The 18,591-nt window shown below is 64.1% G+C and carries 20 protein-coding genes and 3 tRNA genes; 7 read left to right on the top strand and 16 right to left on the bottom strand.

Annotation, left to right across the window (positions count from 1 at the left end; all coding sequences use genetic code 11):
* Nucleotides 1-148 precede the first annotated feature (148 nt).
* The 9 genes from AC2VNO_RS09870 to AC2VNO_RS09830 all read right to left on the bottom strand — a co-directional run bounded on the left by AC2VNO_RS09870 (nt 149) and on the right by AC2VNO_RS09830 (nt 6,756).
* Nucleotides 149-814, bottom strand: a complete 666-nt coding sequence (locus AC2VNO_RS09870) for a fumarylacetoacetate hydrolase family protein (RefSeq protein WP_486933975.1) — start codon at nt 812-814, stop codon at nt 149-151.
* Nucleotides 815-923: 109 nt separating this feature from the next.
* A complete protein-coding gene (thpD, locus tag AC2VNO_RS09865) occupies nt 924-1,916 on the bottom strand; it encodes an ectoine hydroxylase (protein ID WP_486933974.1) in 993 nt (330 codons plus the stop codon).
* A 204-nt stretch (nt 1,917-2,120) separates the two neighbouring features.
* Nucleotides 2,121-2,196, bottom strand: a tRNA-Thr gene (locus tag AC2VNO_RS09860).
* Nucleotides 2,197-2,240: 44 nt separating this feature from the next.
* Nucleotides 2,241-2,315: transfer RNA gene (locus AC2VNO_RS09855), tRNA-Gln, on the bottom strand.
* Nucleotides 2,316-2,321: 6 nt separating this feature from the next.
* Nucleotides 2,322-2,397: transfer RNA gene (locus AC2VNO_RS09850), tRNA-Phe, on the bottom strand.
* Nucleotides 2,398-2,488: 91 nt separating this feature from the next.
* Nucleotides 2,489-2,761 (bottom strand): oxidative damage protection protein, encoded by a 273-nt coding sequence (locus AC2VNO_RS09845; protein WP_228576738.1) that lies wholly within the window; start codon nt 2,759-2,761, stop codon nt 2,489-2,491.
* 29 nt (nt 2,762-2,790) lie between these two features.
* Complete coding sequence (gene mutY, locus AC2VNO_RS09840; RefSeq protein WP_486933973.1) at nt 2,791-3,882, bottom strand: A/G-specific adenine glycosylase; 1,092 nt, start codon at nt 3,880-3,882, stop codon at nt 2,791-2,793.
* Between the two features lie 73 nt (nt 3,883-3,955).
* On the bottom strand, nt 3,956-6,304 hold the full coding sequence (locus AC2VNO_RS09835; protein WP_486933972.1) for an AsmA family protein: 2,349 nt from the start codon (nt 6,302-6,304) through the stop codon (nt 3,956-3,958).
* Nucleotides 6,301-6,756, bottom strand: a complete 456-nt coding sequence (locus AC2VNO_RS09830; RefSeq protein ID WP_486933971.1) for an acetyl-CoA sensor PanZ family protein — start codon at nt 6,754-6,756, stop codon at nt 6,301-6,303. Before AC2VNO_RS09830 ends, AC2VNO_RS09835 begins: the two co-directional genes overlap by 4 nt.
* Before the next feature lie 190 nt (nt 6,757-6,946).
* On the opposite strand from AC2VNO_RS09830, the gene hisB reads away from it, so the two are divergent.
* From hisB to AC2VNO_RS09805, 5 genes are all read left to right on the top strand, one after another.
* Entirely contained in the window at nt 6,947-7,540 is a 594-nt protein-coding gene (hisB, locus tag AC2VNO_RS09825; protein ID WP_228576746.1) for an imidazoleglycerol-phosphate dehydratase HisB, read from the top strand.
* Between the two features lie 30 nt (nt 7,541-7,570).
* The gene (gene hisH, locus AC2VNO_RS09820; protein ID WP_486933970.1) at nt 7,571-8,212 is read left to right on the top strand and encodes an imidazole glycerol phosphate synthase subunit HisH; all 642 of its coding nucleotides are present in this window, start codon (nt 7,571-7,573) and stop codon (nt 8,210-8,212) included.
* Between the two features lie 65 nt (nt 8,213-8,277).
* Complete coding sequence (hisA, locus tag AC2VNO_RS09815) at nt 8,278-9,030, top strand: 1-(5-phosphoribosyl)-5-[(5-phosphoribosylamino)methylideneamino]imidazole-4-carboxamide isomerase (RefSeq protein WP_486933969.1); 753 nt, start codon at nt 8,278-8,280, stop codon at nt 9,028-9,030.
* A gap of 1 nt (nt 9,031) precedes the next feature.
* Nucleotides 9,032-9,805 (top strand): imidazole glycerol phosphate synthase subunit HisF, encoded by a 774-nt coding sequence (gene hisF / locus AC2VNO_RS09810; protein WP_486933968.1) that lies wholly within the window; start codon nt 9,032-9,034, stop codon nt 9,803-9,805.
* A gap of 11 nt (nt 9,806-9,816) precedes the next feature.
* Entirely contained in the window at nt 9,817-10,341 is a 525-nt protein-coding gene (locus AC2VNO_RS09805) for a hypothetical protein (protein ID WP_486933967.1), read from the top strand.
* A gap of 27 nt (nt 10,342-10,368) precedes the next feature.
* Here AC2VNO_RS09805 and AC2VNO_RS09800 read toward each other — a convergent pair whose 3' ends face one another.
* Together AC2VNO_RS09800 and AC2VNO_RS09795 are read right to left on the bottom strand one after the other, a co-directional pair.
* Nucleotides 10,369-10,959, bottom strand: coding sequence for a YjaG family protein (locus AC2VNO_RS09800; RefSeq protein ID WP_486933966.1), 591 nt, complete (start codon nt 10,957-10,959; stop codon nt 10,369-10,371).
* A gap of 52 nt (nt 10,960-11,011) precedes the next feature.
* Nucleotides 11,012-11,305 carry an MGMT family protein gene (locus AC2VNO_RS09795; protein WP_486933965.1) on the bottom strand — a complete coding sequence of 98 codons (294 nt, stop codon included), beginning with the start codon at nt 11,303-11,305 and terminating at the stop codon, nt 11,012-11,014.
* A gap of 50 nt (nt 11,306-11,355) precedes the next feature.
* On the opposite strand from AC2VNO_RS09795, the gene AC2VNO_RS09790 reads away from it, so the two are divergent.
* A complete protein-coding gene (locus tag AC2VNO_RS09790; protein WP_486933964.1) occupies nt 11,356-12,051 on the top strand; it encodes a type 1 glutamine amidotransferase in 696 nt (231 codons plus the stop codon).
* 6 nt (nt 12,052-12,057) lie between these two features.
* On the opposite strand, the gene mnmH is transcribed toward AC2VNO_RS09790, so the two are convergent.
* The 5 genes from mnmH to AC2VNO_RS09765 form a co-directional block, all read right to left on the bottom strand.
* The gene (mnmH, locus tag AC2VNO_RS09785) at nt 12,058-13,188 is read right to left on the bottom strand and encodes a tRNA 2-selenouridine(34) synthase MnmH (protein ID WP_486933963.1); all 1,131 of its coding nucleotides are present in this window, start codon (nt 13,186-13,188) and stop codon (nt 12,058-12,060) included.
* Nucleotides 13,185-14,222, bottom strand: a complete 1,038-nt coding sequence (gene selD / locus AC2VNO_RS09780) for a selenide, water dikinase SelD (protein ID WP_486933962.1) — start codon at nt 14,220-14,222, stop codon at nt 13,185-13,187. Before selD ends, mnmH begins: the two co-directional genes overlap by 4 nt.
* 54 nt (nt 14,223-14,276) lie before the next feature.
* Nucleotides 14,277-15,653, bottom strand: coding sequence for a DNA repair protein RadA (gene radA / locus AC2VNO_RS09775; protein WP_486933961.1), 1,377 nt, complete (start codon nt 15,651-15,653; stop codon nt 14,277-14,279).
* Nucleotides 15,654-15,760: 107 nt separating this feature from the next.
* Nucleotides 15,761-16,210 (bottom strand): copper resistance protein NlpE N-terminal domain-containing protein, encoded by a 450-nt coding sequence (locus AC2VNO_RS09770; protein WP_486933960.1) that lies wholly within the window; start codon nt 16,208-16,210, stop codon nt 15,761-15,763.
* Between the two features lie 116 nt (nt 16,211-16,326).
* A complete protein-coding gene (locus tag AC2VNO_RS09765) occupies nt 16,327-17,223 on the bottom strand; it encodes an AEC family transporter (RefSeq protein ID WP_486933959.1) in 897 nt (298 codons plus the stop codon).
* 116 nt (nt 17,224-17,339) lie between these two features.
* Between AC2VNO_RS09765 and hisC the strand changes: the two genes are divergently transcribed.
* Nucleotides 17,340-18,395: a histidinol-phosphate transaminase gene (gene hisC / locus AC2VNO_RS09760; RefSeq protein ID WP_486933958.1), complete on the top strand. Its 1,056-nt coding sequence runs from the start codon at nt 17,340-17,342 to the stop codon at nt 18,393-18,395.
* Nucleotides 18,396-18,591: the final 196 nt, after the last annotated feature.

The following is an 18,591-nucleotide window of genomic DNA, read 5'->3' as shown; positions in this document are numbered from 1 at the left end:
GACGACCTCTCCGCCGGCCTGCTGGTCTATACATATCTTGAATAACGCCTGCCTCTAGAGCATCTGGGGTTAGTAAACGACGATGCCCCCGCGGCCAGACCGCGGGGGCATCGTCGTTATCGTAGCTGCGTACGCTCAGGGCAAGGCCTTACTCGACGACCTGCGCCGTCACGTCGAGACCACCGGTGAGCGTCATGCGCAGCCTGGCGCCACGGGGCAGTTCGCCGACGCCCTCGGGCGTGCCGGTGATGATCACGTCCCCCGGTTCCAGAGTGAAATGGCGGCTCATCTCGGCTACCAGCGTCGGCACCGGGAACAGCATATCGGACCCCTCGCCGTGCTGACGCAGTTCGCCGTCGATCTCCAGCTCGAAAGTCAGCGCATTCCAGTTCGGCACACGGCTGAGCGGCAGGAAATCGGACAGCGGGCAGGCACCGTCGAACGACTTGGCGATCTCCCAAGGGTGACCCTTCTCCTTCAGCCGGGTCTGCACGTCGCGTAGCGTCAAGTCGAGCGCCAGGCCGATTCCGACGATGGCACGCTCGGCCTCATCGGTGGTGGCATGGGTCAAGCGCTCGCCCACCAGCAGGGCCAGCTCCGCCTCGTAATGCACTTCACCACGGGAAAAAGGCGGATCGAGCGGCTCGTCGAGGCGAATCGCGCTGGTGGCCGGCTTGATGAACAGCAGCGGCTCGGTGGGTACCGGGTTATCCAGTTCCTTGGCGTGATCAGCATAGTTGCGGCCGATGCAAACGATCTTGCCCAGTGATTGGGGAAACTCCTGCCCATCGGTGAAACGGGGGACAAAGCGCATGGCGGGTCTTCTCCTTCTCGTTATGCGTGCCGCTTCTCAACGACAGCCTCACAGTCTACCGCACCATGCGCCCTGTTCCACCCTGATGACGCTATCGAGACGATAGGTGTCACTCCTGCGGTGACCACGGCTCGCCAGGCCCATGGGCAAGGAAGCTCGGCCGACGGCGCCGTGCGGCGAAGGGCTCGACGCAGGCGTTGTCGCGCCGGTTGTAGACGAAGAAGACATTGCTGCGCGGGTCTGGCGACATGTTGGCGTTGGAGCCATGCAGGGTATTGCAGTCGAACAGCAGCAGCCCTCCGGCCGCTCCCTTGGGCGCCTCGATGCCGTGCCGCCCGACCAGCTCGCGCAGTGCCTCACGGCCCGGCACGCCGAACTCCTGGCGCTTCAGCGACAGGCGGTGGTGATCGTCCGGCGTCTCGCCCAGGCACGGCACGAACACCTTGTGCGAGCCGGGGATCAGCATCAGCGGGCCATTGAACTCGTGATTGTCGGTGAGCACGATGGAGGCACTGACCGCGTGCATGGCCGGCATGCCGTCCTCGGCGTGCCAGGTCTCGAAGTCGGAATGCCAGCTGAAGCCCTTGCCCTCGAAACCGGGCTTGTAGTTGATGCGCGACTGATGCACGTAGGCCTCGCCGCCGAGGATCTGACGCACCCGACCGACGAGACGCTCGTCGCGAGCCAGCTTGGCGAACCGCCGGGACAGGAAATGCACGGCGAACAGCGAGCGGATCTCCTGACTTTCGGGTTCGGTGATGCTGAAGTCGCGGTCGCGAAAATCGTCGCGGCTGAGTAGAGCATCCAGCTCGCGGCGTAGCTCGTCGAGCTCCTCACCGCCAATGAAACCGGGTTCGAACAGAAACCCCTTGCGCTCGAACTCATCGAGCTGCGCCTGGCTCAGCGGCCCCGCATCGGCACTGCCTCGCACCACACCTTCGCGTCGCTCCAGCCAGAGGCTATCGAGCGGCCTGGAAAGACGGGTGGGATAGGCGTCTTGAGCGCGCTCGAGCGCACCGCCGACCTGCGAGGAGAGGGTTTCACTATCGGCGTAGTCTGTCGCCTGTTTCAGCTTACGGTTGGACGAAGTGTGCACTGTCATCCAATCACCTCCTGTGTATCCGTGATCAGTTTCAGTCCATCTCGTGCAACGGCATGCAGCCGTGGCGGGAGGTCCACCTGGGACCTTGCAACATGGATGTGGCGGCGGCTCGGCGCGCTTTCAAGGGCAACGAAAAAACCGCCTCAAAGGGCGGTTTCAAGTTTCTGCAAGCCACTGATTTCCCGAATCTTCATCCGTTTCGGATGGTGCCGGCACCAGGAGTCGAACCCGGGACCTACTGATTACAAGTCAGTTGCTCTACCAACTGAGCTATGCCGGCTCGGGACCGACCTTGCGAATTGCAGAATCGGAAAAGGGTTGGCGTGGCTGGGGTACCAGGATTCGAACCTGGGAATGCCGATACCAAAAACCGGTGCCTTACCACTTGGCGATACCCCAGCAGATTGGTGGCCAGAGACGGAATCGAACCGCCGACACGGGGATTTTCAATCCCCTGCTCTACCGACTGAGCTATCTGGCCGCTGCCAACGGTGCGTATTAAACAAGATCAGACCCGCAGCGTCAAGCCCTTCGTTTCATGCCAATGCCACGGCGGTATCGAAGCCAAGCGGCTAGCGCTCGGGCGGCACATAGCCTTCCGCCTGATCGGTTTCGCGATTATCGAGGAAGCGCTCCATCTGGTCGTTGAGATAGGCGCGGGACTCGGGATCGAGCATGTTGAGGTGCTTTTCGTTGATCAGCCGCGTCTGCAGCGCTTGCCACTCCGTCCATGCCTGCTTCGACACGCTGGCCTGGATATCCTGCCCCTTCTTCCCCGGCAGCGGCGGGAAGGGCAGTGCCTCGAGCTCCCGCTGATACTTGCGACAGAATACGGTTTGGCTCATGACGGTCTCCTTGCAGTGGTGATTCGGCCTCAAGCCCCCGCGGGGGCTTGCAGACTGAACGGTGCGAGCGATGTCAGCAACGATTTGATCGGCGCCGCCAGACCGAGGCGCTCGGGGTTGCCTGGATCGTACCAGCATCTCCCCTCGCCCACCGAATCCAGCCGGTCGATCCGTGCCGGCTGCGGAGTAATCTCCAGCCGAAAGTGACTGAAGGTATGGCTGAAGCTCGGCCAGTGCGGATAAAGTGCCGCCCCGGTGGCATGCGCGTCGAGCCAGGCGCGCAGCGCGACCAGATCATCGAACTGGGGCAGGCCCCATAGGCCACCCCAAAGCCCGCTGGCCGGACGCTTTTCGAGCAGCACGTGTCCCGCATCATTTTGCAGCACCAGCATCAACGTGGTGCGCGTCGGCAGGTCCTTCTTTGGCTTCGACTCGGGAAAACGACGCTCCTCGCCGCGGGAATGGGCGACACAGACATCGGCAAAGGGGCAGCGTACGCACTCCGGCGTGCCACGCCGACACAGAGTGGCGCCGAGGTCCATTACCGCCTGGGTGTAATCAGCCACGCGGGTCTCAGGCGTGTAGTGCTCCGCCAGCGCCCACAGCCGGCGCTCCACGGCCGGCTGCCCCGGCCAGCCCTCAACGGCGTGCAGCCGGGCCAGGCTGCGCTTGACGTTGCCGTCGAGAATCACCGCCCGCCGTCCGCTGCTCTGGGCGATGATCGCCCCGGCGGTGGAACGGCCGATGCCGGGCAGTTCCGCCATGGCCTCGAGACTCTCTACCGGGAGCTCGCCTGCGTGCTCCTGCAAGACTTTACGGGCCGCTTTGTGCAGGTTGCGTCCACGGGCGTAGTAGCCAAGCCCGGTCCATAGATGCAGCACTTCATCCTGGTCGGCCTCGGCTAGCGCCTCGAGGGTGGGGAAGCGCGCCATGAAGCGCTCGAAATACGGGATCACTGTTGCGACCTGGGTCTGCTGCAGCATGATTTCGGAGACCCACACCCGGTAAGGCGTGCGCTGGCGCTGCCAGGGCAGATCATGACGACCGGCGTGGTCGTACCAGGCCAGCAAGCGCTGCTGGAAGGTGGCGGGCTCGAGAACCGGCAAGGGCATTTCGCTCATGCACCAACCTCGACAAAGGCGAGACGAAAAAAAGCGCCGACTGGGAGTCGGCGCAGGGACTGGCTTTGGGTCGTCAGTTCAACAGACCACGCAAGGCATCACGAAGTTCCCGACCGGCTCCCTCGCCCAGTCTTTCTTCGAGACGCTCGAGCGGGCGCTCCAGGCGTCGCTCCAGCTCTTCCCCGGCGCGACTGGAGACTTCATCGCGCAGCAACTCGGCCAGAGTGCCCTGGAACGCCTCGCGATCGAAGCGGCACCATTCACCGCTGTCTCCGGAGAGTTCGCCGCTGCAGCGCACCGGCAGGGGCACTCGCGAGAGACGGGGATTGACCGGACAGGCGGCATCCGCACCGTCGACGAAACGCGCGGCGGCTCGCAGATCGAAGCGCTCGCTGACCAGCTCCAGCTCACCCACACCGCTCATGTCGATGCCGGGAAGGGTAAACCGGATGTCTTCACTGCCAACGACTCCATCGGAGATTCGCAAGCTCGCCTCGGCGCGGTCGAAGCGGGTATCTGCGCTCCAGTCTCGGCTCGTCTCGCGCCCTTCAACCAGAGCGGCCAGTGAACACAACTCCTGAGACACGTTGACGTCGAGCACGGCGCCCTCGTCGATACGGCCATCCAGGCGTCCGTTGAGGTTGCGCTTGAGTGCCGGCAAATGGTTGCCCCGGGTCTCGAGTTCACCCCCGAGTGTCAGCCGGCCACGCAGCGGTGCCGGCTCCCCATCATTGGACAGAGCCTCGAGCAGCGGCGCCAGGCGCACGCGGGATAGCGAGGGGCGGAATTGCCAGAAAATCGGCTCGCGGGTGAGATCGAGCATGCCGCTGGTAGTCAGCTCGCCGTCGTAGAAGACCGAGCTGAAACGATCGAGGCGCTGCTGGCCGTTGGCACCGGTCATGGCCAATGCCACTTCGGTGAAGTTGAGCCCTGAAAACCGCAGCTGGGCCAGATCGAGCGCCCCATTCAGCCTCAGCTGTGCCAGCCACTCCGCGGGGATCAGCGCCGCCGGGTCGTCGGCATGAGCGACTCCTACCCCTGGCAGGGACGAGCGCGAGGCACTCTGCTCGGTGGGTTCGGCAGGCGGCAGGTAGGCATCGAGATTGAGACGATCGCCCTGCAGTTCGAAGTCGAGCAGCTCGCCACCAAGCCCGGCGGTCAGCCTCCCGGTAAAGGTACTGCCGTCCAGCACCAGGGTCAGGCCTGCCAGCTCTAGGCGCTCGCGGTTGCCGCGTACGGGGCTGGTAAGGGCCACATCGGAGAGCGCCTGGGGGTTGGCCATGGATGGCATTCTGTCGAGCCGCTCGAGCCATGGCCTCAGCGAGAGGGGAGCGAGGCTGAGCTGGCCGCTGTAACTCAGCGCCTGGTCGAGGCCCGCCAGGTTGAGGTGGCCGCTCAGGCGCAGGTTGTCGGGGCCGGTAAGCTGCAGCTCCCGTAGCTGTGCCGTGTTGTCCGCCAAATCGGCGTCAAACGCCGCGGTCAACACCAAGGGAAGCGGCCGTTCACCCAAGCTCGGGTGATGGAGGGCGGCTTCAAGACGCCCCTCCTGAAGCTGAAGGCGCTGCTGGGCAAGGTCGAGAATGAGTTGCTGCCCGCTCAGGTCGAGCTGCTGGCGGTTCTCGCTTCCCGCCAGCCGGCTCACGGTATTGAGCCTGGCTCCTTCGAGAACGTAGCGCCGCTCTGACAGGGCAAGACGCATGCGCCCCTCCAGGCTGACGTCACTGGCCAGCGACGGGCTACGTTCGAGCTCACGCCAGTCGAGCGAGGGGTAGGACCTGAGCCGGAAGGAAGTCTTCAGCGGAAACGCCCGCTGAGGATTGACGTTGGTCCCGGAGACATTGATATCGTCGATCAGCCACTCCTCACCCGCCGCCAGGTCCCGATAGGTGGCAGCGCCGTTGCGCACCTGCACGCTGGCGATATTCAGTGCCACGGTCAGGTTTCTGCCTTCCATGGTGGGGCCGGCACTGGCCGGCGCCAATGCCGACTCGGCGCCTTCGCGGCGCTCATCGAAGCGTTGCAGAAGGGTTTCCCAGTTGCCCTGCCCTTGCTGGTCGCGGATCAGCCGCAGCTGCATGCCCTCGAGCGTCAGGCCTTCGATGGCGATCTCGCCGCGCAGCAGCGGGGCGAAAGCGAGGCTGACTTCGCCGTGGGCGAATGCCAGGAAGGGCGGCTCATCCTCGGCCTGCTCGGGCAAACGCCCCCGGGCCTGCTCCACGCTCACTCCCAGGCGTGGGTAGAACGACCAGGTCAACGGGCCATCGAGCGTCAATTCGAGACCGCTGTGCTCACGCACCACTTCGATCAGGCGTGGTTTGAAATCTTCAGGATCGAGAAAAGTCGTGACATAGACCACGGCCGCTACTACCACCACACCGAGTATTCCGATGGCGGCCAGCAGCGTTTGCAGCAATCGCTTCATTGGTTACCGCCTCCTTGCAGCGGTGGAATCAGCTCGTAATAGTCACCGGAGGCATGCGGACGGTACCCCAGTCGTGTCAGCAGCACTTGGTCGACAACCGGCAGCTGGGATGAAGGGGCGCGCAGCTCGCGGCCCTCGGCCCGTGCCGCATCGCTGACCAGCGCCAGCAGCCGTGAACCGACGCCACGCCGCCGGGTAGCCTTGCGTACGCACATCTCGGAAAGCCACCAGGCCTGTTCATCGGCACACACCGCAACCGCACCCAGCAGGCGGTCGTTGAAGCGTGCACAGCCGAAGAAGTGGCCGGCCTCGAGATGTTCGCGAAGAAAGGCGTCCACCGGAACGGCCAGGCGTGCGGCCGGTGCGTCTGCGTAAATGCGCTGCAGGTCCTGCTGCACCTGCTCGTCCGACGCCCAGACGCGCTTGTCGACGAAATGAAGCGTTACCGGCATGACGGTCTCCCGGGGCCGCGGCTCGGGGCCGCCGCTGTGATGGGCGCATTGTAGCGGATGGGGGGGGCGATTCTCTATAATGGACGACCCATGACGGTAAGCACAGCGGCTTGCCCGCCCAAAAGCCGCCTGTCGGCCGCTTTCCGGGCCCACACCCTGCGAGGCGCACGAGCGCCAGAGAGACTCCGACATGTCCGAGCGAATCGCCACGGTTACCCGTGACACCAACGAGACCCAGATTACGGTCACCGTGAATCTCGATGGCGAAGGCCGCCTGAACTGCGAAACGGGCGTGCCCTTTCTCGACCACATGTTGGATCAGGTGGCACGCCACGGCCTGATCGACCTGGACATCAAGGCGGTGGGCGATCTGCATATTGACGACCATCACACCGTCGAAGACCTCGGCATCACCCTCGGCCAGGCTTTCCATCAGGCTATCGGCGACAAGCGCGGCATTTACCGCTACGGCCATGCCTACGTACCGCTGGACGAAGCCCTGTCGCGAGTCGTGATAGACTTCTCCGGCCGCCCGGGACTGTTCATGGACGTCGAGTTCACCCGTGCCAGCATCGGCAGCCTCGACACTCAGCTGTTCTGGGAGTTCTTCCAAGGCTTCGTCAATCATGCCCGGGTCACGCTGCACATCGACAATCTGAAAGGTTTCAACGCCCACCATCAGGCAGAGACCATCTTCAAGGCTTTCGGCCGTGCGCTGCGCATGGCCGTGGAGACCGACTCGCGCATGGCTGGCCAGATGCCGTCCACCAAGGGCTGCTTGTAACGCCGACGACCGAACCTGAGAGGAGCCTTCATGACCATTGCCGTCATCGATTACGGGATGGGCAATCTACATTCGGTTGCCAAGGCGCTCGAGCATGTGACCCATGAGCATGTGGTGATCACCCGCGACTCGCGCCGCATCCAGGGCGCAACCCGTCTGGTGCTGCCCGGACAGGGGGCCATACGCGACTGCATGGGCGAGCTCGAGAAGACCGAGCTGCGCGGCCTGGTGCAAGAGCTGCTGGCCAACCAGAGCAAACCGCTGCTGGGCATCTGCGTCGGCCAGCAGATGCTGCTCGACCACAGCGCGGAGAGCGGCGGCATCCCCTGCCTGGGCTTTATATCCGGCGAAGTGAAACGCTTCCCCACCGATATGATCGGCGAAGACGAGCAGCGCCTGAAAGTGCCGCACATGGGTTGGAACCTGGTGCATCAGCATCACCCGCACCCGCTTTGGGAAGGGATCGACCAGGACGAACACTTCTACTTCGTGCACAGCTACTATGTCGCGGCAGAAGACGACACCTGCGTGTTCGGCACCACCCGTTACGGCCGCATCGAGGCCCATGTGGCCGTGGGTTACGAGGCCACCTTCGCCGTGCAGTTCCACCCGGAGAAGAGTTCACGGGCAGGGCTCAAGCTGCTGGAAAACTTCGTCAACTGGGCTCCCTGAGCCGCCCCCAGGGGCCAAGTCGCGATGACAACCCGGTGCCAAGAGTGCACCCGAGAGGACACGACATGCTGGTAATACCCGCCATCGATCTCAAGGACGGCAAGTGCGTCCGCCTCAAGCAGGGCCGCATGGACGACGCCACCACCTACGGCGACGACCCGGTCGCCATGGCGGCACGCTGGGTCGAGGCCGGCGCGCGTCGTCTGCACCTCGTCGATCTCAACGGCGCCTTCGAGGGCAAGCCGGTCAACGGCGAGGCGGTCACCGCCATCGCCAAGCGTTGGCCCGAGCTGCCGATCCAGATCGGCGGCGGCATTCGCAGCGCCGAGACCATCGAGCACTATCTCGCCGCCGGCGTTTCCTACGTGATCATCGGCACCAAGGCGGTCAAGGAGCCTGACTTCGTCGGCGAGATGTGCCGCGCCTTCCCCGGCCACGTGATCGTCGGCCTCGACGCCCGTGACGGCTTCGTCGCTACCGACGGCTGGGCCGAAGTCTCTCAGGTGAAGGCAGTGGACCTGGCCAAGCGCTTCGCCGACGATGGCGTCTCCAGCATCGTCTATACCGATATCGCTCGCGACGGCATGATGAACGGCGTCAACGTCGAAGCCACGGCACAGCTTGCCCGCGAGGGTGGCCTACCGGTGATAGCCTCCGGTGGCGTCACCGACCTCGACGACCTGCGCGCGCTGGTAGCCGCAGGCGAGCCGGGTATCCTCGGCGCCATTACCGGGCGCGCCATCTACGAAGGCAGCCTCGACGTGGCCGAAGGCCAGCGGCTGTGCGATGAACTCACCGGCAACCGAACGGGAGATTGACATGGGCCTGGCCAAGCGCATCATTCCCTGTCTCGACGTCGACGCCGGCCGCGTGGTCAAGGGCGTCAACTTCATCGGCATCCGTGACGCCGGCGACCCGGTGGAGATCGCCCAGCGCTACAACCTGCAGGGCGCCGACGAGATCACTTTCCTCGATATCACGGCAAGCCATGAGGATCGTGACACCACCGTGGAGATGGTCGAGCGCATCGCCGGTGAAGTATTCATTCCGCTCACCGTAGGCGGCGGCATCCGCACCAGCGACGATATCCGCACCATGCTCAACGCCGGGGCCGACAAGGTCTCGATCAATACCGCCGCGGTGACCAACCCCGACTTCGTCCGCGAAGCCGCCGAGCGCTTCGGCAGCCAGTGCATCGTGGTGGCCATCGACGCCAAGCGCGTTTCCGGCGAAGGCGAGACGCCACGCTGGGAGATCTTCACCCATGGCGGGCGGCGCCCTACCGGGCTCGACGCCGTCGAATGGGCGAGAAAGATGGTGGAGTACGGGGCCGGCGAACTGCTCTTGACCAGCATGGACCGCGACGGCACCAAGGCCGGCTTCGACCTGGGCGTGACCCGGGCGATCAGCGATGCGGTGACGGTGCCGGTGATCGCTTCCGGCGGCGTCGGCAACCTCGATCACCTTGTGGACGGCGTGGTCAAAGGCCGGGCCGACGCGGTACTCGCCGCCAGCATCTTCCACTTCGGCGAGTACACCATCCCCGAAGCCAAGCGCTACATGGCCGAACGCGGCATCGAAATGCGCCTGTGAGCCCCCGAGGAATGAAGTACGTGCGAATATCCTGGAAGAAGGCCGTCGTCGCCCTCTCCCTTACTCTGCCGTTGGCATCGGTCTCGCTTGCCGACGAGAGGGAGCCCATCTGGCCGCCGGTGCTCGAAGTCGAACATGTACTGCTGCAGACCAGCCTTTACACGCGCCACTTCAGCCCCCAGCCGGACCATAACAATCAGCAGGAGCTGATCAGTCTCGAATTGCACAATCCCCAGCGCTGGCTGATGGGTGGCGCCCGCTTCCTGAACTCCTTCGATCAGGAAGCCATCTACCTGTATGCCGGCCGAGAATTTCCCTTTTGGGAGCCGACCGACAACGTCACCGTACGTGGCAAGCTGACCGCGGGGCTGCTGCACGGCTATCGCGGCGAGTACCAGGACAACATCCCCTTCAACCGCTACGGCACGGCTCCCGCCGCCTTGCCAAGCCTGGGGGTCCAGTGGGGGCGCTTCGAAGCCGACCTGATCGTGTTCGGCACCGCCGGCGCGATGGTCATTGGCGGCATCCGCTTCTAGTACAGCGGGCTGCCGACCGGGCTCTCATCAGTCCAGCGTCAGACCGAGATTGCTCACGCCTTCGTTGCGCCCAACTTGGCGCAGCGCCTTGATCGCATCGCGGTCCAGATGGCCTTCGGCTGCCTCGAGGACCGCATCCTGGAAGTCGTTCTCGTCAGCCATGAGCGGATGCTCACGAATCAGTTGTGACAGCTTGTCGGCATCGACTTCCCCCTCGGTCAACTCGATGAAGGCACGCACTCCCCCCTTGGAAATGCGGCTCACCTCGAGCACGGCATCGGAGGAGCCGCCGCGCAGCGTATCGAGCAGCGACGTCAAGGCGACCACCACCTCCACGGCTCGCCGTGCACCGAAACTGTCATCGTCGGCCGGCGGCTCGAGCTCGGCCAGCTTCTCGGCCTGTCGCTCGAAGTCGATGCGCGCCTCGCGCACGGCGAGCTGTTCCCACACCAGGTCGAGGATCGCACGCAGTCCCGCCGAGTTTCCCGCCCCCGTCATCTGCGCGTAAAGGGCGTAATTAGGCATCATGCGTTCACACAATGCCGCCATGAAGGCCTGCTGTTGACCAGGCGATAACGCCTGAAGTCGCTCATGAAAGCCACCTGCTGGCTGGCTCATGGATTCTCCTCGTGAATAGATGGTCAGAAGAAAGGTCAGGGAAACGGACGGGTCAAGGCCAAAGCACCTCAGGCGATACCCGCCCCCGCCCGTCGAATAGCACACCCTCGGCAACCAGCCGCTCACGCTGCTCGATGGCACCGGGGTGCTCGGCCACTCGGCGTGAGGCGGTGATCACGCGAAACCAGGGCAACCCATGGTCGTCGGGCAAATCGCGTAGCGCCCGGGCGACCAGGCGCGGCGTGCCGCCCTCGGTCATCGTGGCAATACGACCGTAAGTGGTCACCCGCCCGGGCGGGATCGCCGCCAGGATGGTCAGAATCTGTTCGCGCAGTGCCGGTTTCATGTACGCTGCCGCTCCCCTGCTTCGTGTCACCTTTGAATGGCGAGGATTCCATGCACTTGCACCTGCTTCAACACAGCCCGCACTACGGTCCGGGACGCATCGCCGACTGGCTGACCAGCATGGGGCACAGCCATACCGTTTTCCATCTCCATGCAGGGGAGGCGCCGCCCAGCCTGGCGGATGGCGATGGCCTGATCCTGCTCGATGGGACCATGGACATACTCGACGATGAAAGCTACCCCTGGCTCAAGCGCGAACGCAAGCTCGTCTCCCGCGCCCTGGATGGTAAAAAGCCCGTGCTGGGCATCGGCTTCGGCGCCAGGATGATCGCCGCCGAGCTGGGCGCCCCGGTAGGCCGCGGGACCTTCGCCGAGGTCGGCTGGCACGAGGTGACCCTGGCGCCAGAGAGCCCCTTCAATCTGCCGGAGAAATTCACCGCTTTCATGTGGCATCGCCAAGTGTTCGCACTGCCCGACGATGCCCTGCCACTGGGCGGGAGCCCCGGCAGCCCCGTGCAGGGCTTTGCCTGGGACGCGGGGCGAGCGCTTGGCCTGCTGTGTCATCTTGAGATCACCCGCCGCGACGTGGGCGAATTGCTTGCCAGCAGCGAAAGGCCGGAAGGCAGCGATGCCAGCCCCCATGCTCAGTCCGACGACGACATTCTGGCCGATATCAGACGCTTCGACCGCCTGGCGCCGCTGCTCGATCGACTGCTGAGCCAGTGGATCCGCAGCGCCCCTGCCTGAGGCGCCTCACACAAGCTGCGACTGTGACTGTGGAGCGGCGACGTGACGTGATACTTGCTGCGACCAGTCTCGAGCCGCCGCCAGGCAGCTGTCCCAGTCACCGACATGAAGAAAACGCTCGGAGTCGCGCCTCTCCAACTGATAGCGGTACATGGGGTCGTAATATTCGGTAAGCAGCGGCGCCAGCCAGGCCTCGTGCGCCTGGCGGTTGCCGCGTTCATGCTCACGGAAGGCAAGCTGCTGCAAGCGCTGCAAACGTGCCAGTCGGGCATGACCCAATCGCTTCTTCAGCCGTGCCAGCGCACTCGAAAGCTGCTTGCGCATCAGCGCCCAGCCCAGCCATTCACCGAACTGCTGGCAGTAGATGGCCCACAGGTCGTCGATGTAGTCCTTGTGGATCTGTGTCAGACGCCAGTCGAGAGGCATCTCCACGCGAACTCGCGGGGCACGCTCCATCGCCCGCCAGAAGGTAAGCGGCACGTTGGCCGCGCCGATGTGGCGCGACTCGTCTTCCACCACCAGCGGGCCGGGAAGGTCCAGCAGGCGTAGCCCCATGGCATGCTCGAAGTCGATCTGGGTGGGTGCCGGCAAGGGGTGACGACCAAAGGCCGAGCCCTTGTGCCGGGCGCAGCCTTCCAGATCGAGACCGTTGGAGAGCTGCTGCACGAGTGCCGTCTTGGCACAACCGGTCAGCCCGCCGACCACCAGCAGCGGCTGTTCGGCCGCCGCTTCGATGCGCGCGCACAGCGCCTGGCGCATCGCCTTCCAGCCGCCGCGAATGCGTGGCCGCTCCACACCGGCCTCAGCCAACCACTGCTGGGCGATCTGCGAACGCAAACCACCGCGATAGCAGTAGATCACCGCATCGGGATGTGCCTCTAACGTGCGCTGCCAGGCGTCGATGCGCGCGCGTCGAATACCACCGGCGACCAGGCGCTGACCGAGCTCGATGGCGGCCTGCTGGCCGCGCTGCTTGTACTCGATGCCCACCAGGCGCCGCTCCTCGTCGTCCATCAGCGGCAGGTTGAGCGCCCCGGGCAAGCTACCCTGGGCGAACTCCACCGGTGCTCGAACGTCGATCAGCACTCGCCCCTCACGCAGTAGGCGGAGACCCGGCTCAAGCAGACTCGTACTCACCCGCGTACCTCGATCAGAGCCTGACCTTCCGCCTTGATCACTTCACCGAATGGTACCAATTCGATGCCATGCTCACGCCCGATGCGTTCGACGTCGTCCTGCCATGAAGGGTGGACGGAAATCAGCAGGCCACCCGACGTCTGCGGGTCGCACAGCCACTGCCAATGCGGTTCGTCCATCTCCTTGAGTGCCGTACCCAACGCCTGGCGATTGCGCAGCGTGCCACCCGGCACTGCGCCGCGGCGACGGTAAGCCTCGGCCTCGGCCAGGCGCGGCAAACGACGGAAGTCGATGCGCGCCGCCACGCCACTGGCCTGGCACACCTCGGTGAGATGGCCGGCGAGGCCGAACCCGGTGACGTCAGTCATGGCGTGCACCCCTTCCACACGGGCGAGAGCCATGCCGATATGATTGGGTTGCAGCATCGTTTCACGAGCCAGATTCTGGTGCCCCGACTCCAGCAGCCCCTGTTTCTCGGCGGTGGTCAGAAAACCGACGCCCAGTGGCTTGGTCAGGAACAACATGTCGCCCACCTTGGCACCCTTGTTGAGCTTGAGATGCTCGAGATCGACCAGGCCGTTTACCGCCAGACCGAAGATAGGCTCCGGAGAATCGATCGAGTGCCCGCCGGCCAGAGCCAGACCAAGCTCACGGCACACTCCCTGAGCGCCGGCTACCACGTCGCCGGCGATCTCCGGCCCCAGCTTGTCCAGCGGCCAGCCCAGGATACCTAGTGCCAGCACCGGCTTGCCCCCCATGGCATAGACATCGCTGATGGCATTGGTGGCCGCAATACGGCCGAAATCGAAGGGGTCGTCGACAATGGGCATGAAGAAATCGGTGGTGGCGATCATGCCGCGGCCATCCCCCAGATCATACACGGCCGCATCCTCACGGCCCTGGTTGCCTACGATCAGTCGCGAATGGGTGGCCCCCGGCCCGGCCTTGGCCAGGATGCTGTCGAGTACGTCGGGAGCTATCTTGCAACCACAGCCTGCGCCGTGGCTGTACTGGGTCAGTCGAATCGCGCTCATCTCGTTCTCCTTGGCAGTTCACTAGTCATTCTATCGCAGCGGGACTTCCTTGCCTCACAGCGCCTCGAGAGCCTCGGCCAGCTTGTCCACGGCAACCACTTCCATTCCTTCAGGGGCACGCTTCGGCGCATTGGCCCGCGGCACGATGGCCCGGGTGAAGCCATGCTTGGCCGCTTCCACGATGCGCTCCTGGCCACTGGGCACGGGGCGAATCTCGCCGGAAAGCCCCACCTCGCCGAAGGCCACCAGCTCACGCGGGAGGGGGCGATTCTGCAGGCTCGATACCACCGCCAGCAACACCGCCAGGTCGGCACTCGTCTCGAGCACCTTGACCCCACCGACCACGTTGAGGAACACATCCTGATCGCCGGTGAAGAGTCCCCCATGGCGGTGTAGCACCGCCAACAGCATGGCCAGCCGGTTCTGGTCGAGGCCCACCGCCACGCGCCGCGGGTTGCCCAGCGCCGACTCGTCGAGCAGCGCCTGGACTTCCACCAGCAGGGGGCGCGTGCCCTCCCACACCACCATCACCAGACTGCCTGGCGCCTGCTCCTCGGTGCGCGAGAGGAAGATGGCACTGGGGTTCTTCACTTCCTTGAGGCCGTGCTCGAGCATGGCGAACACGCCCAGCTCATTGACTGCACCGAAACGGTTCTTTTGGCCGCGCAGGGTACGAAAACGCGAGTCGGCGCCACCTTCGAGCAGCAGCGAAGCGTCGATCATGTGCTCGAGCACCTTGGGCCCGGCCAGGGAGCCGTCCTTGGTCACGTGCCCCACCAGCAGCAGCACGGTGTTGGACTGCTTGGCAAAGCGCGTCAGCGCAGCGGCGGATTCACGCACCTGGGCCACGCCGCCAGGCGCCGAGGCGATATCCTCCAGGTGCATGGTCTGGATCGAGTCAATGATGAGTATCTCGGGACGCTCACGTTCGACCACTGCCAGCACCGTCTCGACGCTGGTTTCGGCGAGCATCTTCAGCCCTTGAGTCGGCAGCTGCAAACGGTGCGCCCGCATCGCCACCTGGGACAACGACTCCTCGCCGGTGACGTACAGCACCTTGCGTGTCTGGGCCAGCTTGCAGGCGGTCTGCAACAGCAGCGTCGACTTGCCGGCGCCCGGGTGCCCCCCGAGCAACACCGCCGAGCCCGGTACCAGGCCGCCACCCAATACCCGATCGAATTCCCCGAAGGTGGAAGAGAGCCGGGGGACCTCGGTGAGATCGACGCTACCGAGGTCGACCACTTCCTTGGACAGGCTGCCGGCATAGCCGGACCTGCCGACGCCGCTCGAAGCCGACGCGCCGGGGCGAGGTGCGCTCAAGCGAACCTCGCTGAGGGTATTCCACTCGAGACAGCTCGAACACTGCCCCTGCCACTTGCGATACTCGGCCCCGCATTCGGTACACACGAAGGCGCTCTTGGCTTTGGCCATGCGGGCCTCTCTCCGGCTTCAGTTCAGCTCATTCTACCAGCCTACAGGATCCGCAGACGCACGAAGGCGGCCCGCAGGCCGCCTTCACTACTGCCCAAAGCGCAAGCTTACATACGCTGCAGCTGCAGGGCTTCGTTGTTCTGGAACCGACGTCGCTGTGGATCGATCAGCTCCAGAGTCTGGTCGTCGATGCGCAGGAAGTAGTAGATCTGCCCTTCGCCATCCGGGGTCAGCTCATAAACGGTGGCGTCGGGATCGACCGCAGTGCCGCTGAGCACTTCCCAGTTACCCGCATACTCCTCATCGGGCGGATCCTGGGGATGCTCGCGATAGCTGGCGCGCAGGTTGAAGGTTCTCTCCTCCAGCGCCGCCTGCTCTTCGCCTCGCATGTTCACCGTCAAGTCGATGCCCGCACAGTTGCGGCAGGGCAGGGTGCCTTGATATACGACTTCGGCATCGTCCATGGCCAAGTCGGCGCGGTCATCAGCCGGGCCGGCTGCACAACCGGCCAAGAAGGCCAGCATGGCCGAGCCAGCCAGCAGGGTCCTTACTTGCATTTGCTCACTCCTAACCTATGGGTTTTTTGCCGTGTAGCATGTCTCAGTGTATGAGACAGCATAACCCTTAAGAGCGCTCGCAGACAGTCTCGGCTTTTGTTGAACAGGCGACAGCCTCAAACCGCCCCCGGGTAGACGTGCATGAACACCAGAGCCAGCACGATGGGCATTACCACCAGGCTGCCGAGATTGCCGATCAGCACCAGGGAGGCGACCTTGTGTGGCTCCTGACGATACTGCTCGGCCACCAGGTAGTTGAGCACCGCCGGCGGCAATGCGGCAAATACCCAGAGGGTAGCAGCCTGCAGTCCCGTCAGTTCAAGCCACAGGATCATCGGCGCTGCCAGGAGCAGCCCCGAAAGGGGGCACAGTACCGCCCCAAGCAGACCGGTCTTCCAGTCGCTGAAGTCGATATCGAGCATACGCACCCCCAGGGCGAACAGCATCAGCGGGATGCATACGCCACCCAGCATATGCAGCGCTTCGAGAAGCCAGCCGGGTAGCGGTACCCCACCCAGATTCACGCCGAGACCCGCCAGGCTGGCCAGCACGATCGGCATGCGCAGCAATCGCCAGAGCGGTGTGCGTGGACTCAGCATGTAGAGCCCAACCGAGAAGTGCAGCAGCATCTCGACGATGAAGACCACTACCGCCGCCGGTAGTGCCGCTTCACCGAATGCCAGAACCAGCAATGGAATACCCATGTTACCGGAGTTGTTGAACATCATTGGCGGCAGAAAGGTCTTGGGGTCGAGCTTGAGCAACTTGACCAGAGGCCACAGCAGCAACCCGGAGCCCAATACCACGACCGCTGCCCCGAGCGCCAGGCCGGCATACTCCGCCAGCGGTGCCTGGCGATCCGCCAGTACGGCGAACACCAGCATGGGCACGAATATTTCCATGTTGAGTGTGTTCAGGCTACGTATGTCAGGCGTACGAAAGCGGCCGTAGAGGGTTCCGCAGCCGGCGATGAGGAACACCGGCAGCAGGGTGGCGATGATCTGGGCGGTCATTTACGTGGTTCCAGGATCCTGACGAAAGCGCCTAGGCTAGCATGCTGCCGGCTTGCGCGGTCAGGCCGCAGCAGTCAACATGGCCTAAAGTCTGTCCCAGCGAGAAACGACACACCATGAGCCAGTTCTGGAGTCCGGCGGTACGCGAGTTGACACCCTACGTGCCGGGCGAGCAGCCGCGTGAAAAGCTGATCAAGCTTAATACCAATGAAAACCCCTACCCACCGGCGCCAGGCGTCGAGGCAGCATTGCGCGACTATCCGGTCGATCATCTGCGTCTCTACCCCGACCCGCAGTCGCTCGCCCTGCGCGAAGCTCTTGCCAGGGAGCATGGCGTCGAGGCAGGACAGGTTTTCGTCGGCAACGGCTCTGACGAAGTGCTGGCGCTGGCCTTCCAAGCCTTCTTCTGTCAGAACAGGGCGCTGGAAATGCCCGAGATCACCTACAGCTTTTATCCCGTCTACTGCAAACTGTACGGGATCGAGCGGCGCAGCCTGCCCCTTGATGACCAGTGGCGGGTAGACCTGGATGCCTTTGCCACCGACAGCGGTGGAGCAATCTTCGCCAATCCCAATGCCCCCACGGCCCACGGACACCCACGCGCCGCCATAGCCGACCTGCTCGAACGTTTGACGAAGCAGGTGGTCTTGGTCGATGAAGCCTACGTCGATTTTGGCGGCGAAAGCGCCGTGCCGCTCATCGAGCGCTTTCCCAATCTGCTGGTGACCGGCACGTTCTCCAAGTCACGCAGCCTGGCTGGCCTGCGCCTGGGCTATGCCATCGGCTCCCGAGAGCTGATCGAAGGGCTCGAGCGGGTCAAGGACTCCTTCAACTCCTACCCCATCGACAGCTTGGCCAGCGCGCTTGCCATTGCCTCACTGGCAGATCGCGAACACTTCGACGCCTGCCGAGAGCATGTCATCACGACGCGCGAACGTAGCGTACGGCGGCTCAATGAGCTGGGCTTCGAAGTTCTTCCCTCTCAGGCCAACTTCGTTCTGGCTCGCCACCCTGAATACGATGCCGCGCAGCTTTTCGTCGGCCTGCGCGAACGAGGCATTCTCGTGCGCCACTTCAATACCGAGACGCTGCGCGACTTCCTGCGTATCTCGATCGGCACCGACGATGAAATGGAGAGCCTAATCGAAGCTTTCGAGTCGCTCTGCCGCTGAGTCCCTCCTCGGGCACACCACGCGCACGTTCAAGATCTGTCAGACAAAGAAAAACCCCGAGCTCTCAGGAACTCGGGGTTTTTGGCATAGTGCCTGACGTTCGGGCCGGCCATCCGGCGGGCGGCGCTTCGCTACACGGGAGGCCCAAACGGCGAAACCCAGCCTCTTTCGAAGCTGGGTTTCTGAATAGATGCCT

The organism is Halomonas sp. TH-94, from assembly GCF_057473365.1.
The sequence above is the reverse complement of the archived record's forward strand: the minus strand, read 5'-3'. Positions and strand labels throughout refer to the sequence as shown.